The sequence below is a fragment of the Candidatus Binatus sp. genome (genome assembly GCF_036567905.1).
In the GTDB taxonomy this organism is placed as follows: Bacteria; Desulfobacterota; Binatia; order Binatales; family Binataceae; genus Binatus.
On the sequence record NZ_DATCTO010000069.1, the window covers coordinates 80,940 to 95,206 of the forward strand.

Below are 14,267 nucleotides of genomic sequence, written 5' to 3' on the forward strand. Positions count from 1 at the left end.
CGCGGCGCGGGCGCAAGGGCATCGATTGAGCAGCGTGCGGGGCGGCTTGCCCCGACGATGCGATCATGCCGACAGAAGGTCTTCGGCGCCGACCGCGCGGCCGGCTCTTTTTTCAGTATCTACGCGGATTCTCCTTGCGATTGGCGTCACTCTGTTTGCCACGCTTCAAACGACTCTGGCCGCGGCTTTACCCGCCGCCTCCGACGACAGCGCCGAAGCGGCATGCGCCGAGATCAAAACTGCGCTGCATGCGCTGGCCGGCGCGGAGCACGACGAAGCGTTCGCGCTCGATCTTGCCTCGAGCGGGGGCAATTCGACCGCGATCGTCGCCTCGCGGCTGTCCGTCCTGCTCGATTGCACGCAGGATTTGCGCGTCGCGCTCAGGCACGTGCGTCAGAGTGCCGTCGCGCGCGACTCGATGGCCGATCAATGCGTGCGGATGGGGTTTCGCGCGCTGGTGATATCCGAGAAGCTGAGTTCCGACGTCGAAACCGTTCTGTTCGGCGGTGACGATTCTGTGGCGCAAGCGCCCGAGCTCAAGTCTGACTCCGCTGCACCTGCTGCATCGCCGCCCGCTCTGCAACCCTGACCTGTCGTGCGGCGGCGTTGCGTGGAACCAACACGGCGGCCGCCGCAAGCATCAGCAGAACCGCCTGCGCGCCGAGCGATTGAACGGTCGGGAACAGGCCGAGCATGGGAATCGTTGGCGCGTAATTCACGAAGGTAGCCGATACCCTTGACGCTTCCTGCAAGCTCGCGATCCCCTGGCCGACAAAGACGATCGCCATCGCGTAGAGCAGGATCGAAGTCGTCTGGAAGAAGAGCCTTATCGGGATTCGATCGGCGGCGCGCCGCAGCACCACGAAAGACGCGGCCAGTGCGACCGCGGCGACGACGATGCCGGCCGCCACCGCGTGACGCTCGGCAGCTTCGGTCGCGCCGCTGGTGAGCGCCTGAAAGAACACTATTGTCTCCGCGCCCTCGCGCATCACGGCGAGAAACGCGGTGAGTCCGAGCGCGACGGCGGGAACCGTGCTGCGCTCGGCGCTCTGGAGTTTGTGCGAGATGAACTTCAGCCAGCGATCGGCCTGGCCTTTCGAGGTCATCCACGAGCTGACGTAAAAGAGGGTCGCGGCGGCGAAGAGTTGGAAGACGCCTTCGAGCGTGTCGCTGGCGTCGTCGGTGATGAAGTTGTTCACCACCCACGCCAGCACGACGCTGGCGACGATCGCGGCAATTGCGCCCGCATAGATGTCGCGCGAGCGGCCGATTCGTCCTGCGCCGCGGGTGGCGGCCGCGAGCGCGACGACGACCAGCATCGCTTCCATGCCTTCGCGGAAGAGGATGCCGAGCGAATAGAAGAAGTAAGCGACTGCGGTTTGATTGGTCATATTGTTAATTCTGAGAATGATTCTCAATTCCGACTGTAGCCCTGCCGGTCTGCGATGTCAACGATGAGAATTTGCCCCTCCGCAATGGCGCACCCGGTCATGCTTGCGACCATCTACAGCCGGTAGTAACCTCAAAAATGAAGCGGGTCCGCCGATTTTTCGTGCGCACGGCCGCTTCAAGTCTTTTTCAGGGCTTTTTCGGGGATGCGGGCTCTGCGATGCGTTCGCGGGGCGATGCGATGCTCACTTTGAGGCGGTTAATCTCCTGATGCGATGCGTCTATTGCAGCCAGCGCGCCGGTTTGATCCGCCGCGTCTGCACGCCGTGTGCGAAAGTAGTCGCGATCGTGGACCGCGCCGGCGGCGAAGTCGGATTGGCCGGGCTGGTCGATATTTTCGTGGAAGAGGGTCTCACGCGGGAGCAGGTCGATGTGGTGCTCGACGCGCAGGTCGGCGCCGAGCCAACCATCCGCGACCGGCTCACCTCGAGCATGACGAACTTCTTGATGCGCAACCTCGGGATGCCGGGGCGCCAGTCGCCCGAAGACGTAAGGAAGGTGCGCACCGCGATGCAAAGCGGTGGCGGCGCCGGCACGTGGGTCGGTGGAGAGGAGCCCCCGGAGCATCATTAAGATGCGCTCGCGGGTCACCGAATTGGCGATGGAAAAAGATCGCAGCGACCTCTAGTTCACGGCTGAACGGTTTTCGGAGAGACGAATGAATTTGCAGCAGATCGGCGTCGTCGGGGCAGGGCAGATGGGTGCGGGAATCGCGCAGGTCGCGGCGCAGGCGGAAATCAGGGTCGTGATGCATGATATCGCGCCGGAGCTGTGCCAGCGCGGCGTCGATTCGATCGCGCGCAACCTGGGGCGGATGATCGAGCGCGGGCGCTTCAAGCCCGAGGAGCGCGATCGCGTGATGCGCCGCGTCGAGACCACCACCAGGCTCGAGGACCTGGCCGCGGTCGGCTTCGTGATCGAGGCGGTGATCGAAAACGAAGACGCGAAGATCGCGCTGCTGCAGAAGCTCGACAAGATCTGTCCGCCGGAGACGATTTTTGCCTCGAACACGTCGTCGATTTCGATCACCAGGATGGGGGCGCGGACTTCACGCGCCGACCGCGTGATCGGGATGCACTTTATGAACCCGGTCCCGGCGATGAAGCTGGTCGAAATCATTCGCGGACTGGCCACCTCGGAAGCGACTTTTCAGCAGACCCGCGCGCTCGCCGAGCAGCTCGGCAAGACCACGATGACCGCGCAGGATTTTCCGGGATTCATTGTTAATCGCGTGCTGCTGCCGATGATCAACGAGGCGATCTACACGCTGTACGAAGGCGTCGGCGGGGTAACCGATATCGACATCGCGATGAAGCTCGGCACCAATCAGCCGATGGGTCCGCTGGAGCTGGCGGACCTGATCGGGCTGGACACCTGCCTTGCGATCATGGAGGTGATGCATCGGGTGCTGGGCGACGACAAGTACCGTGCCTGCCCGCTGCTGAAGAAGTACGTCGATGCCGGATACCTGGGCCGCAAATCAGGCCGCGGTTTTTATGTATATGACGAGAAGGGTACTTTGATTCCGCCACCGCGCTGAGCGCGGGTGCGCGCCGGGGCGGCCGGCGCGCGCCGGGAGGCAACGAGCATGTCCGTAAAGGCATTCATCCTGATCGACACGTCGCCGGGAAAGGCGCGCGAGGTCGCGGCCAAGATTCGAGGCGTGAGCGGCGTTTCGGTGGCGCATGCGGTCACCGGGCCGCACGACATCATCGCGATCGCGGAGGCCGCCGACGTGACCTCGCTCGGCGAGCTGGTGGTGCAGAAGATTCAGAGCGTGACCGGCGTCAATCGGAGCCTGACTTCAATCGTCGCGGATTGAAGCAGGCAAAAAAAGATCGCGCCAGCGCCGACCGGCGCGGCGATCGTATAGAGCAGGGGAAAGACCGCATTCAGGAAGTAATCTATCGATGGCTGAATTACCGGTAATCAAACGGCTCAGAAAAGACCTCGAAACGCTCAAGCGCGAACTCACCGTGGACCTGCCCAAGGAACTCGAGCGCGCGCGCGCGCACGGCGACTTGTCCGAAAACGCGGAATGGGCAATGGCCAAGCAGCGTCAGGAGTTCCTGCGCGCGCGGGTGGGCAACCTCGAGGCGCGAATCGTCGAGCTCACGATGATCGATCTCGAGACGATTCCGCGCGACACCGTCGGGCTGGGCAGCCGCGTGCGGCTCGAGGATCTCGATGAGGGCGGCATCGCGGAGTTCGAGATCGTCGTGCCGGAGGAAGTTGACGGCGCGCAGAACCGCATCTCGCTGTCGTCGCCGCTGGGCCGCGCGCTGATCGGCAAGGCGGCGCACGACGATATCGAAGTCGTCACGCCCAAGGGCAAGCGCGCGTACATGGTCAAGCAGCTTACGACGATCCATGCGCTGCTGGTCGTGGACAACGGCACCAAGTAACCGGGCCGCACGCGCGATCAATCGCCGAACATTGCGTCGATCTGTTGCTTGAAGTGCGCCTGAACGATCTTGCGGCGCACCTTGAGCGACGGCGTCAGCTCGCCATTTTCCTGGGTGAACGGCTGCATGATCGTGAACCCGACGATCGCTTCCACGTCCGAGAGCTGCTTGTTGATTTCGCGAATCCGCTGATGCAGCAGCGCCTTCAACGCCGGTGATTTCGCCAGCGCCTCCGGGTTTTTCGGGTCGAGCTGGTTGTCGCTTAAAAACTCCGCCAGATTTTCGTAGTCCGGCACTATCAGCGCGGCGAGATGCTTGCGGCGGTCGCCGAACACGCAGGCTTGCGAGATGAATTTGTCGCCGACGAGCTTGCTCTCGACGTAAGCGGGCGACACGTTCTTGCCGCCCGACAGCACGATGATTTCCTTTTTGCGGTCGGTGATCGAGATGTAACCCTCGACGTCGATCTTCGCGATGTCGCCGGTATGCAGCCATCCATTTTCGTCGATCGCTTCCTTGGTGTCGGCCTCGAGCTTGTAGTAACCCTTCATGATGTTCGGCCCGCGCAGCAGCAACTCACCGTCGGCTGCCGTTTCGACCTGAATGTGCGCCAGCGGCCGGCCCACCGTGCCGATTCGGGTCCTGCCGTTGTGCAGATTGCACGCGACCACGGGCGCCGCCTCGGTCAGCCCATATCCTTCGACGATTGGAACTTCGGCGGCGGACAGGAAGCGGTTGATCTCGGTCGGCAGCGGCGCGCCGCCGGAAATGAGGTAGCGCATTCGATTTCCGAAGATCGCGCGCACTCGCGCGAAGACCAGCCGCCTGAACAGCGCCATCGACAGTGCCAGCATGGGCGGAACCGGTTTGCCGCGATGCCGATACTCAGCCGCTTGCTCGCCCGCCGCCAGCGCCATTTTGAACAGTCGTTGGCGGATCGGAGGCGAGGCCTCCACCGTGCGCATCACGCGGCTATGTATCACTTCGAGCAGGCGCGGCACCGTGAGCACCACGGTCGGCTGGACCTCGGTCAGGTTCGCCGCGATCTGCCCGAGGCTCTCGGCAAACGCGATCGTCCCTCCCGCGATCGCCACGGTGTAGTAACCCGCGGTCCGTTCGAACGAGTGCGCGATCGGCAGATGCGACAGCGTCATGTCGGTGTTGTTGAGCGCAAGTGCGGCAAGCGAGTCGGCGCAGTTGGCAAGGAGGTTGCCGTGCGAGAGCATCACGCCTTTCGGCGTTCCGGTCGTGCCCGAGGTATAGATGATCGTCGCGAGGTCGTCGCGGCTGCCCTCGACGATCGCCGCCGGCGCATCGCCGCTCACCGATTTGAGCGTCATGATGGCGGGCGCTGCGTCCGCGGCGGGTGCGGATTCGGCGCCGCGATGCATGGCGACAATTGTCGCGACGGCGGGAATCGAACTGCCGAGACCGAGAATTTTCTTGATCATCTCGGGCCCGTTGGCCGCGACGATTTTCGCTCCCGAGTCGTTGATGACGTGTGCGGTTTCCTCGAGTCCGCTGGTGGTGTAAAGCGGCACGACGATCGCGCCGAGCCCCATCACGGCCTGATCGACGACGATCCATTCGGGGCAATTGTCGGAGAGGATCGCGACGCGATCGCCGGCGCGCACGCCCAAGCCGAGCAGGCCGGCGCGAAGCTTTCCGGCGGCGTCGGAGATTTCGGTCCACGAGTGGTCGGTCCAGACTTTGCCGGGCTTGTCCTTTAAGAATACGCGCGCACCGTACTTCTGCGCCCGCGCCTCGAAGGCTTGGGAAATGGTCGCCGCACGATCGGGCATAAGATATAGAAACCTCCTCTTCCTCGACTAGCCGTTGTAGCCCAAACATTTGCCGCCGCCAATCTCGCCCCAATCCCTGATTGCCGGACCCGCAGCCGATGCGATCATGGGACCACGAAGCACTTGAATTAACTACCGAAATGCAAATATCATGAACAGCCTTAAGCGGACGTTTTGGTGGGTCAACAAAGTTTTTTCATTCCCCTGATCGTTGCGCTGGCGGGCATAATCACACTCAGTTCATGAATCGCAAGGCGTTGGAACGTTGCATCGGCCGCCTTGATCGGCGCGGCGAGTGCTCGTCCGGAATTTGCACATTGGCAGCGAAGAGGTGACGCTTCGATGCTCGAGTATCTGTATTTTCCGCACGACATCTCGACCTTCGGACCGCAAATCGATTGGCTCTTTGAGCTGATCTTCTGGATCGTGCTGGTGGTTTGGACCGCGGTGATGATCACGATGGTGGTCTTCATGATTCGCTATCGCGCCCGGCCTGGCCGCAAGGCGGAATATATTGAAGGCAATTCGCGGCTCGAGATCATCTGGACCACAGCGACCGCTGCGATCCTGATCGTGCTGGCGTTCATGAGCCGCTCGACGTGGGCTGATATCAAGGAGCATGGCCCTCCGGGGCAGGTGTTCTACGCGGTGACCGGCAAGCAGTTCAACTGGGAATTCACTTATCCGGGGCCCGACGGCAAACTCGGCACCAAGGACGACATCATCGTCGAGAACGAGCTGCACGTGCCGGTCAACAAAGTGGTGCGGGTCGATCTGACCTCGAAAGACGTCATCCACAGTTTTTACATCCCGAACATGCGTCTGAGGCAGGACGCGGTGCCTGGCCGCATCATCCACGTCTGGTTCGAAGCGACCGAAACCGGGCAATACGAAATACCGTGCTCGCAGCTGTGCGGCTTCGGGCATTCGGGGATGAAGGGCAATCTGACGGTCGAGTCGCAAGAGGATTTCGACAAGTGGCTCAAGGACCTGTATGCAAACCCGCCCGCGCCGCCCTCGGCGACCGAAGGAGCTAGCCCAAAATGAGCAGTACGGCAGCGGTTGCGGTACACGGCGCGCACGCGGAGCCTCATGCGCCCGGCTTTTGGCGCACCTATATCTTCTCCGAAGATCACAAGATGATCGGGAAGCAGTTCCTGTTCATGGCCCTGTTCATGATGGCGATCGGCGGCCTGATGGCGATGCTGATGCGCTGGGAGCTGGCGTGGCCGGAGACCCAGGTCCCGGGATTTCACTGGGTGCCCGAACCGTTCATGTACGAGGGCGCGATTCCGCCCAATACCTACAACGCGATGTTCACGATGCACGCCACGATCATGATCTTCTTCGTGGTGATGCCGATCCTGGTCGGATGTTTCGGCAACTTCCTCATCCCGCTGATGATCGGCGCGCGCGACATGGCGTTCCCCAAGCTGAACATGCTGTCGTTCTGGACCGGCGCGGTCGCGGGCGTGATCCTGCTTTCCTCGTTCTTCGTAACCGGCGGTCCTGCGGCCGCGGGATGGACCTCGTACGCGCCGCTGAGCGCGGTGCCAATCTACACCGGCGTCGATTGGGGCCAGAACCTATGGTGCATCAGCATCATCGTGCTTGGCGCGTCGTCGCTGATGGGCTCGATCAACTACATCACCACGATCATCAACATGCGCACCAAGGGCATGTACTTCTTCCGCCTGCCGCTGACGATCTGGTCGCTGTTCATCACGGCGATTCTGCTGCTGCTCGCGCTTCCGGTGCTGACGACGGCGATCGCGCTCCTGCTCTTCGATCGACTGGGCGGCACCCATTTCTTTCTGCCCGCCGGTGGCGGAGAGCCGCTGCTGTGGCAGCATCTGTTCTGGTTTTTCGGCCATCCCGAGGTTTACATCATGATCCTGCCCGCGATGGGGATCGCCTCCGACGTCATCTCGACGTTTTCGCGCAAGCCCATATTCGGATACCGCGCGATGGCGTATGCGATGATCGCGATCGCGGGCCTGTCGTGGATCGTGTGGGGCCATCACATGTTCGTGTCGGGGATGGATCCGGTGCTCGGCAGCGGTTTCATGATCACGACGATGATCATCGGAGTGCCGTCGGCGATTAAGACTTTCAACTGGCTCGGCACGCTCTACAAGGGCAACATCCATTACACCACCGCGATGATGAACGCGCTGGCGTTTGTCGCGATGTTCGTGATCGGCGGACTGTCGGGAATCTGGATGGCGTGCACGCCGGTGGACATGTACATCCACGATACTTACTTCATCGTCGCGCATATTCACTACGTGCTATTTGGCGGCAGCCTGTTCGGCGTCTTCGCGGGAATTACCTATTGGTATCCCAAGATGTTCGGCCGCATGATGAACGAGCGGCTTGGCAAGATTCACTTCTGGATCACCTTCGTGTCGTTCAATTGCACCTTCTTCCCGATGCACATCCTGGGGATGGCGGGACACATGCGCCGGATTTACAATCCGCAGCAGTACGATTTTTTGAAGCCGATCATTCCGATTAACGAATTTATTTCGATCAGCGCTTTCGTGCTCGGCGCCGCGCAGTTCCTGCTGCTGGCCAATATCATCTGGAGCTATTTCAAGGGCGCCAAGGCCACCGAGAATCCGTGGCACGCCAATACTCTGGAGTGGACGACGCCTTCGCCGCCGCCGCACGGCAACTGGCCCGGTACGGTGCCGATCGTTTACCGGGGACCGTACGAGTACAGCTCGCCCGAGGTTGCGGAGGATTATCTGCCGCAATCGCAGTTGATTGAACACCACAGGGACGCGGCGGATAGGCGATCGCGCTAACAGCGAATGAATCAGTTGCAGTTGTCAGCCGGGGATGAGCAGGCGCGCGGACTGCATCGCTTTGCGGTGCTGACCGCGGGCGCCACTTTTTGCCTCATCTTCGTCGGCGGACTTGTCACCTCGACCGGTTCTGCGCTGGCCGTGCCGGACTGGCCGCTGGCGTTCGGCAAACTCATTCCGGCGTGGGAGGGCGGCATCCGTTTCGAATTTGGCCATCGCCTGGCTGCCGGAACAGTCGTAGTTCTTACGCTGGTGCTGATGGCATGGGCATGGCGCGCGGAGCCGCGGCGATGGGTCCGCAAACTTGTCGTGCTCGCGTTCGGACTGATCGTCGTGCAGGCCGTGCTGGGCGGAATCACAGTGCTGTTCGAGTTGCCGCTGGCGATCGCGGTTGCGCACGCCGCCACGGCTCAGGCGCTGTTGTGCCTGATGGTATCGATCGCTATTTTCACCAATCCGCGCTGGAGCACGACCCCGCACGTCGATGATCCGCCGTCGCGAATCCCGCTGCCGACACTTGCCGCCGCGATGACCGCCGTCATTTACCTGCAAATTTTGATCGGCGCGGTGATGCGGCACATGAGCGCCGGGCTGGTGATCCCCGATTTTCCGCTTTCGTTCGGCCGTTTGGCGCCGCCGTACTGGAACGAGTACATCGCGGTTAATTTTGCGCATCGATGCGGTGCCGTGGTTGTCACCGCGATGGTTTTGTGGACGGTCGCGCGCGTGCTGCGGACGCATCGCGAGGTCGGCGCGCTTCGCCGCCCCGCGCTCGGGTTGTTTCTGCTGCTGGTTATCCAGATTTGTCTCGGTGCGATCACAATCTGGAGCGACCGCGCGGTGCTCCCGACCACCAGCCACGTTGCGGTCGGCGCCGCGGTTCTGGCGACCAGCCTGACGCTGACGCTTCGTGCATATCGCATCCTCGGCGCGCCGTCTCGCGCCCACGCGATCGAGTCGCACGCGAGTTCGCGCGTAATCGAACGGCAGGTGACCGCGTGAATGTCAGAGTGGCGACCGCTGAATCTGCGCTTGCGCTGCCACACGGCAGCGTCAGCGATTATTTCGAACTGACCAAGCCGCGCATTGTTCTGATGGTGCTGGTCACGACGCTGGCCGGTTTCTATCTGGGCGGGCGCACGGGATTCGATGTTACCGTCGCGCTGAATCTGCTGGCGGGTACCGCCTTGGCAGCCGGCGGCACGCTGGCGCTCAATCAGTACGTCGAGCGCGACACCGACGCGATGATGGATCGCACGCGCCATCGTCCGCTGCCCGACATGAGGATGCGCCCGGCCGAAGCGCTGGTGTTCGGCGTGAGCGCGACCGCCGCCGGCCTCGTTTACCTGACGCTCGCGACGAACCCGCTCTGCGCCGCGGTGATCGCCGCAATCACAATCATTTATCTCGGCGTGTACACTCCGCTGAAGCGATATACCTGGATGTGCAACGTCGTCGGCGCGGTTTCCGGTGCTCTCCCGCCAGTGGCGGGATGGGTGGCGGCGCGCGGCGGCCTCGGCTTGGAGCCGATCGTGCTGTTCGCGATCATGTTCCTGTGGCAACTGCCGCATACATTTGCGGTCGCGCGGCTCTTCCGCATCGACTACGCACGCGCCGGCATCCGGCTGCTTCCGGATGATACTGCGCGCGGGGGAAATCCTTCGAATCCGGTGGTAATTGCCGGGTGCCTCGGACTCGTCGCGGTCGGAATCGTCCCGACCATGCTTGGCTTCGCTGGAATCCCTTACATGGTAATCGCATCCGCGCTTGGGCTGGGCATGTTGATGTTTGGATTTGCGATGGTCCGTTCGCCCGGTAATTCGCGCGCGGCGCGCCGGGTGTTGCTCGCGTCGCTGGTTTATTTGCCCATCGTGTGGCTGGTGCTCGTGTTGGATCGCGTGTGAGAACCGCCGTGGCTGGCCTGGTGAAGCGCGAGGAGCGCAAAGAGGACATCTGGCGGACGCTGAAGATACTGATCGGCGTGATGATCCTGCTGGTAGCGGTCTCAGTCGTGACGATTCTGATGAAGCATTGATATGGCGCCCGGCGTGACAGCATCGACCGCGAAAGTACTTCCGTTGGTGGCGCCGATCCGGCGCGGCCGATCGTCCGACTCCGGCGCGGGCGGCGATCAAAGCGAGCGCGCCTTCATCAGCAGCGCGATGCTCGCGATCATGATGTTGATCGCGGCGGAGATGATGCTGTTCAGCGGGCTCATCGGCTCATTCCTGATCTTCCGCCTCCAAGCCGCCTTCTGGCCGCCGCCCGCCTTGCCGCGGCTGCCGATTGCGGTCACCTGGGTGAACACCTTGGTGCTGTTGTCGAGCGCGCTCACGATGACGCTCGCGCTGCGCGCGGTGCATCGCAGCCGCCAGCGCCTGCTGCGCCGTTATCTATTGGCAACGCTCGCGCTCGGCGTGACGTTTCTTGCGGTGCAGGGCAGCGAATGGGTGCGGCTGGTCGCGCACGGCCTCAAGCTTTCCAGCGGCACGTACGGGGGCACCTTTTATTTGCTGATCGGATGCCACGGCGCGCACGTGACGGCCGGGGTCATTTGGCTCGCGTGCGTGGCGATGGCTGCGCTCGGCGGCAGGTACAACGCTCGTAACGCCGGCGGGATTGAGGTATGCGCCGTGTACTGGTATTTCGTCTGCGCGGTCTGGCCGCTGCTGTTTGGGCTGGTATATCTGATGTAGCTTTGTCCGTGGGGAAATCGGGGCAGTGAAAAAATGAAAAAAAGAAAGCTCAAGGCCGCGGCCATAACCATCGTGAGCGCGATTGTCGCGGCGGCCCCGCGGCTGGCCAGCGCGTGCGCGACGTGCGGGCTCTCGGAGGGCAGTCACGCGCTCCACGCGTACAAGGCCAGCGCGCTGTTCCTGATGGCGTCGCCGTATGCCTCGTTTGCCGCAATCGGCGGGATTACTTACTTCGTTTATCGGCGGTCGATTCGCCAGGACCGGAACTCCGCTCCTCCCACCATCGCGAAGCGCTGATCGGTGACGAGGGTAGTCATTTCAAGTGAGCACTGGCTATAGCCATTTGCCCCGAAAAGGATGGTTGCGATGAGCGAGGCCGCTGCAGTAAAGACCCACGATCGCGGCGCCGTGCACGCCGATCAGTTGGAACCGTCGCTGACCCCGGGAAACCTCGGCAAGCTCGGGATGTGGACGTTCCTGGTCGGCGACGCAATGACTTTCGGCGCCGGAATCGCGGCCTACGGCGCGCTGCGCATCAACAATCCCAACTGGCCGACGCCTGCCGACTACCTGGGAATCACCACCACCGCGATCATGACCTTCATCCTGATCTGCTCGAGCGTCACGATGGTCGAGGCGCTCGACGGCGTTCAACACGGCAGGCAGTCGAAGTTCCAAACCTTCATGGCGCTGACCGTCCTCGGCGGGATCGTGTTCCTTGGGATGCAGGCGTTCGAGTGGCATCACTTGATCGCCGAAAAAGGGATGTCGATCCAGCGCGACTTGTTCGACGCGACCTTCTTCATCCTGACCGGCTTTCACGGCTGCCACGTTTTCGGCGGCGTGGTGTACAATAGCGTGTTGCTGATTCGCGGAAGGATGGGCAAGTTGCCGCAGGCGAAAGCCGGCCTGGTCGAGATCGCGGGTCTCTACTGGCACTTCGTTGACTTGGTCTGGATCCTGATCTTTACCTTCATCTACCTGATTTAGGACGCCAGTTTTTCCAACGACTACGGTCTGGAGATGAAATTAAAGCCATGACGACGCAAGCGGCGATTTCAAGCTACGAGGTTGATCATAGCGGGCCGAACTACATTGCGGTTTTTATCTACTTGGCGATTTTGACCGGAATCGAGCTGGGCGTGTATGCGACCGGCTTGCCGCACGTCGCCAAAGTCGGCCTGCTGATCGCGCTGGCGTGGGCCAAGGCCGTGCTGGTGGCGATGTACTTCATGCATCTGGCGATGGAAAAAAGGGCGCTCGCGCTCATCGCAATTATTCCGATAGTGCTGGTCACCTTTCTGTGCTTCATGCTGCTGCCCGATCTGACGACGCGGATGTGGACGAAGTTCGATCACAAGATCAAGGTGACGAATCCGGCCGAGATGGGTGCGCACCCGGTCGCGCCGCCTCCAGTGCAGGCGCCGATTCCGCAACTTTGAAAGCTTGGGGAACTTGGATTCTTATCATTCGCTGGCGCCGCTCAACGCGCTCCTCAATGGATGCGCCACGGTTCTGCTGCTGGCCGGATTCATCTTCATCAAGAACGGCTGGGTGCGAGCGCATCGCGCATGCATGATCGGCGCGATGGGTTTCTCCGCCGCTTTCCTGACGTCATATCTCGTCTATCACTACAACGTCGGCAACGTGCACTTCAGCGGCGAAGGCTGGGTCCGCTCGCTATACTTCTCGATTCTGATTCCGCACGTGATCCTGGCCGGTGCGATCGTGCCGCTGGTGTTTGCGACGATTTGGTTCGCGCTCCGCGGCAATTTCAAGCGCCATCGCCGAATCGCGCGATGGACCTGGCCGCTGTGGATGTACGTGTCGGTGACCGGCGTGATTGTTTACCTGATGCTGTACCGGATTTACACGCCGATTTATCCGCCGACGGTCGTCGCCCAGTCCGCCTCGCGCTGAAAAAAAAACGGGGCGGTCCGCTCCCCGCGAACCGCCCCAATCTTCTGTCATGCTTCGATGAGGTGAGTCGGCGCTATGCCTTGGCGCTGGGACGGCTCGATACCGCGTGATGCCATCGCGCGAGGTTCTTCTGATTCTCCTCGACCTTGATCCCAGTCAGCCGGCCGAAATCGATTCCGATCAGCGCCGTGATGTCCGCAATCGTGTAGCGCGGTCCCGCGATGAACTCGCGATCGGCGAGCACCGTGTCGAGCCATTCCAACCGTTTGACTGCCGCGCTTCGGCAGATTTCGCCGTACTCCTTAACTTGCGGGATGCGTCCCTTGAAGAAGTCGCTGGTGTTGCGGAACGCGCCCGCCGTCATCCACAAGATCTCGAACTCCATCCGCCGGTTCCACATCTCGACCACGGCCTTGTCCTTCGCGTCAACGCCCATCAGTCGCGGCTCGGGCTTGGTTTCCTCGAAGTAGCGGCAAATCGCGACCGACTCCGGGATATGAGTACCGTCGTCAAGTTCGAGCACCGGCACCCCGCCCATCGGATTAATTTTCAGGAACGCGGGCTTGCGATTGTCGGCAGTAGCAAGATTGACCTGCTCGTAGGGAACGCTGATGCCTTTTTCCGCGAGAAAGACGCGCACGCGGCGTGGATTCGGAGCTCCGGTAAAATCGTAAATTTTCATAGTTGCAATTTAAAACTGTGCCGCGTCGCCGTCAACTCCCAAAAAATCCCTGGATTCATCGGCGCGACTCTCAACTCAGCCGCCCGCGATGATAGGCGAGATAGATCGCCGTGCCGATCGAACCGATGAGCGCGATCGCCAGATAGCCTACGATGAACCCAATCGGGCGCGGCCCCTCAGGCTGCGTGTACCAGAACAGCACCAGGTTGTAGGGAACGTAGAACGCATAGACGATCGAGAGCGGGATCACCCACGCTCGCATGTTCCAGATGCCGTGGGCGTAGATGAGGAACACGACGCCGAACAGCGGACCGAGCACAAGGTTCTTCGCGACGCCGTGGAACTTGTGACCGAAAACCACCAGGCCGCCCACCGCTGGATTCTGGGCGAATTGCAGCGCCTTGGTGAAATCGGAAAGTGCCAGGACGATAAACAGCACCGTCATCAGGGTGAGGAACCATCCCCGCGACGCGCCAGTGGAATCCGACGTTTCGATTGCCATG

Annotated in this window: 19 protein-coding genes; 15 read left to right on the plus strand and 4 right to left on the minus strand. The window is 61.7% G+C overall.

Annotated elements, in window-relative coordinates; genetic code table 11:
* Nucleotides 1-25: 25 nt before the first annotated feature.
* Nucleotides 26-589: a hypothetical protein gene (locus VIO10_RS11095; protein ID WP_331963773.1), complete on the plus strand. Its 564-nt coding sequence runs from the start codon at nt 26-28 to the stop codon at nt 587-589.
* On the opposite strand, the gene VIO10_RS11100 is transcribed toward VIO10_RS11095, so the two are convergent.
* Nucleotides 537-1,391 (minus strand): FTR1 family iron permease, encoded by an 855-nt coding sequence (locus VIO10_RS11100; RefSeq protein ID WP_331963776.1) that lies wholly within the window; start codon nt 1,389-1,391, stop codon nt 537-539. The two genes, VIO10_RS11095 and VIO10_RS11100, sit on opposite strands and share 53 nt — an antisense overlap.
* Nucleotides 1,392-1,659: 268 nt before the next feature.
* Between VIO10_RS11100 and VIO10_RS11105 the strand changes: the two genes are divergently transcribed.
* The 4 genes from VIO10_RS11105 (at nt 1,660) to VIO10_RS11120 (ending at nt 3,854) form a co-directional block, all read left to right on the plus strand.
* Nucleotides 1,660-2,022, plus strand: a complete 363-nt coding sequence (locus VIO10_RS11105; RefSeq protein WP_331963779.1) for a hypothetical protein — start codon at nt 1,660-1,662, stop codon at nt 2,020-2,022.
* An 85-nt stretch (nt 2,023-2,107) separates the two neighbouring features.
* Nucleotides 2,108-2,989: a 3-hydroxybutyryl-CoA dehydrogenase gene (locus VIO10_RS11110; protein ID WP_331963782.1), complete on the plus strand. Its 882-nt coding sequence runs from the start codon at nt 2,108-2,110 to the stop codon at nt 2,987-2,989.
* 48 nt (nt 2,990-3,037) lie between these two features.
* Nucleotides 3,038-3,271 (plus strand): Lrp/AsnC ligand binding domain-containing protein, encoded by a 234-nt coding sequence (locus VIO10_RS11115; RefSeq protein WP_331963785.1) that lies wholly within the window; start codon nt 3,038-3,040, stop codon nt 3,269-3,271.
* An 88-nt stretch (nt 3,272-3,359) separates the two neighbouring features.
* Nucleotides 3,360-3,854 (plus strand): GreA/GreB family elongation factor, encoded by a 495-nt coding sequence (locus tag VIO10_RS11120; protein ID WP_331963788.1) that lies wholly within the window; start codon nt 3,360-3,362, stop codon nt 3,852-3,854.
* Between the two features lie 17 nt (nt 3,855-3,871).
* On the opposite strand, the gene VIO10_RS11125 is transcribed toward VIO10_RS11120, so the two are convergent.
* Nucleotides 3,872-5,656, minus strand: coding sequence for a long-chain fatty acid--CoA ligase (locus VIO10_RS11125; RefSeq protein WP_331963791.1), 1,785 nt, complete (start codon nt 5,654-5,656; stop codon nt 3,872-3,874).
* A 342-nt stretch (nt 5,657-5,998) separates the two neighbouring features.
* On the opposite strand from VIO10_RS11125, the gene coxB reads away from it, so the two are divergent.
* The 10 genes from coxB (at nt 5,999) to VIO10_RS11175 (ending at nt 13,082) form a co-directional block, all read left to right on the plus strand.
* Complete coding sequence (gene coxB, locus VIO10_RS11130) at nt 5,999-6,703, plus strand: cytochrome c oxidase subunit II (RefSeq protein WP_331963794.1); 705 nt, start codon at nt 5,999-6,001, stop codon at nt 6,701-6,703.
* Nucleotides 6,700-8,466, plus strand: a complete 1,767-nt coding sequence (locus VIO10_RS11135) for a cytochrome c oxidase subunit I (RefSeq protein ID WP_331963797.1) — start codon at nt 6,700-6,702, stop codon at nt 8,464-8,466. Before coxB ends, VIO10_RS11135 begins: the two co-directional genes overlap by 4 nt.
* A gap of 6 nt (nt 8,467-8,472) precedes the next feature.
* The gene (locus VIO10_RS11140; RefSeq protein WP_331963800.1) at nt 8,473-9,468 is read left to right on the plus strand and encodes a COX15/CtaA family protein; all 996 of its coding nucleotides are present in this window, start codon (nt 8,473-8,475) and stop codon (nt 9,466-9,468) included.
* Nucleotides 9,469-9,476: 8 nt separating this feature from the next.
* Entirely contained in the window at nt 9,477-10,370 is an 894-nt protein-coding gene (gene cyoE, locus VIO10_RS11145; protein WP_331963803.1) for a heme o synthase, read from the plus strand.
* A gap of 8 nt (nt 10,371-10,378) precedes the next feature.
* Nucleotides 10,379-10,501 carry a hypothetical protein gene (locus VIO10_RS11150; protein ID WP_331963806.1) on the plus strand — a complete coding sequence of 41 codons (123 nt, stop codon included), beginning with the start codon at nt 10,379-10,381 and terminating at the stop codon, nt 10,499-10,501.
* 1 nt (nt 10,502) lies between these two features.
* Complete coding sequence (locus tag VIO10_RS11155) at nt 10,503-11,162, plus strand: cytochrome c oxidase subunit 3 (protein ID WP_331963809.1); 660 nt, start codon at nt 10,503-10,505, stop codon at nt 11,160-11,162.
* Between the two features lie 33 nt (nt 11,163-11,195).
* Nucleotides 11,196-11,459 carry a hypothetical protein gene (locus VIO10_RS11160; protein ID WP_331963812.1) on the plus strand — a complete coding sequence of 88 codons (264 nt, stop codon included), beginning with the start codon at nt 11,196-11,198 and terminating at the stop codon, nt 11,457-11,459.
* A gap of 69 nt (nt 11,460-11,528) precedes the next feature.
* Entirely contained in the window at nt 11,529-12,152 is a 624-nt protein-coding gene (locus VIO10_RS11165; protein ID WP_331963815.1) for a heme-copper oxidase subunit III, read from the plus strand.
* A 47-nt stretch (nt 12,153-12,199) separates the two neighbouring features.
* On the plus strand, nt 12,200-12,604 hold the full coding sequence (locus VIO10_RS11170) for a cytochrome C oxidase subunit IV family protein (protein WP_331963818.1): 405 nt from the start codon (nt 12,200-12,202) through the stop codon (nt 12,602-12,604).
* A gap of 13 nt (nt 12,605-12,617) precedes the next feature.
* Nucleotides 12,618-13,082, plus strand: coding sequence for a DUF420 domain-containing protein (locus tag VIO10_RS11175; RefSeq protein ID WP_331963821.1), 465 nt, complete (start codon nt 12,618-12,620; stop codon nt 13,080-13,082).
* A gap of 73 nt (nt 13,083-13,155) precedes the next feature.
* Here the strand turns inward: VIO10_RS11175 and VIO10_RS11180 are convergent, their stop codons facing one another.
* Both VIO10_RS11180 and VIO10_RS11185 read right to left on the minus strand, forming a co-directional pair.
* Nucleotides 13,156-13,764, minus strand: a complete 609-nt coding sequence (locus VIO10_RS11180) for a glutathione S-transferase (protein WP_331963824.1) — start codon at nt 13,762-13,764, stop codon at nt 13,156-13,158.
* Between the two features lie 70 nt (nt 13,765-13,834).
* Entirely contained in the window at nt 13,835-14,266 is a 432-nt protein-coding gene (locus tag VIO10_RS11185; RefSeq protein WP_331963827.1) for a hypothetical protein, read from the minus strand.
* Between the last annotated feature and the right edge of the window lies 1 nt (nt 14,267).

What these genes read in the sequence shown, in the direction of transcription:
- VIO10_RS11100 (WP_331963776.1), bottom strand. Translation starts at nt 1,391, where the DNA reads ATGACCAATCAAACCGCAGTCGCTTACTTCTTCTATTCGCTCGGCATC.
- VIO10_RS11105 (WP_331963779.1), top strand. Translation starts at nt 1,660, where the DNA reads ATGCGATGCGTCTATTGCAGCCAGCGCGCCGGTTTGATCCGCCGCGTC.
- VIO10_RS11110 (WP_331963782.1), top strand. Translation starts at nt 2,108, where the DNA reads ATGAATTTGCAGCAGATCGGCGTCGTCGGGGCAGGGCAGATGGGTGCG.
- VIO10_RS11115 (WP_331963785.1), top strand. Translation starts at nt 3,038, where the DNA reads ATGTCCGTAAAGGCATTCATCCTGATCGACACGTCGCCGGGAAAGGCG.
- VIO10_RS11120 (WP_331963788.1), top strand. Translation starts at nt 3,360, where the DNA reads ATGGCTGAATTACCGGTAATCAAACGGCTCAGAAAAGACCTCGAAACG.
- VIO10_RS11125 (WP_331963791.1), bottom strand. Translation starts at nt 5,656, where the DNA reads ATGCCCGATCGTGCGGCGACCATTTCCCAAGCCTTCGAGGCGCGGGCG.
- coxB (WP_331963794.1), top strand. Translation starts at nt 5,999, where the DNA reads ATGCTCGAGTATCTGTATTTTCCGCACGACATCTCGACCTTCGGACCG.
- VIO10_RS11135 (WP_331963797.1), top strand. Translation starts at nt 6,700, where the DNA reads ATGAGCAGTACGGCAGCGGTTGCGGTACACGGCGCGCACGCGGAGCCT.
- VIO10_RS11140 (WP_331963800.1), top strand. Translation starts at nt 8,473, where the DNA reads ATGAATCAGTTGCAGTTGTCAGCCGGGGATGAGCAGGCGCGCGGACTG.
- VIO10_RS11155 (WP_331963809.1), top strand. Translation starts at nt 10,503, where the DNA reads ATGGCGCCCGGCGTGACAGCATCGACCGCGAAAGTACTTCCGTTGGTG.
- VIO10_RS11160 (WP_331963812.1), top strand. Translation starts at nt 11,196, where the DNA reads ATGAAAAAAAGAAAGCTCAAGGCCGCGGCCATAACCATCGTGAGCGCG.
- VIO10_RS11165 (WP_331963815.1), top strand. Translation starts at nt 11,529, where the DNA reads ATGAGCGAGGCCGCTGCAGTAAAGACCCACGATCGCGGCGCCGTGCAC.
- VIO10_RS11170 (WP_331963818.1), top strand. Translation starts at nt 12,200, where the DNA reads ATGACGACGCAAGCGGCGATTTCAAGCTACGAGGTTGATCATAGCGGG.
- VIO10_RS11180 (WP_331963824.1), bottom strand. Translation starts at nt 13,764, where the DNA reads ATGAAAATTTACGATTTTACCGGAGCTCCGAATCCACGCCGCGTGCGC.
- VIO10_RS11185 (WP_331963827.1), bottom strand. Translation starts at nt 14,266, where the DNA reads ATGGCAATCGAAACGTCGGATTCCACTGGCGCGTCGCGGGGATGGTTC.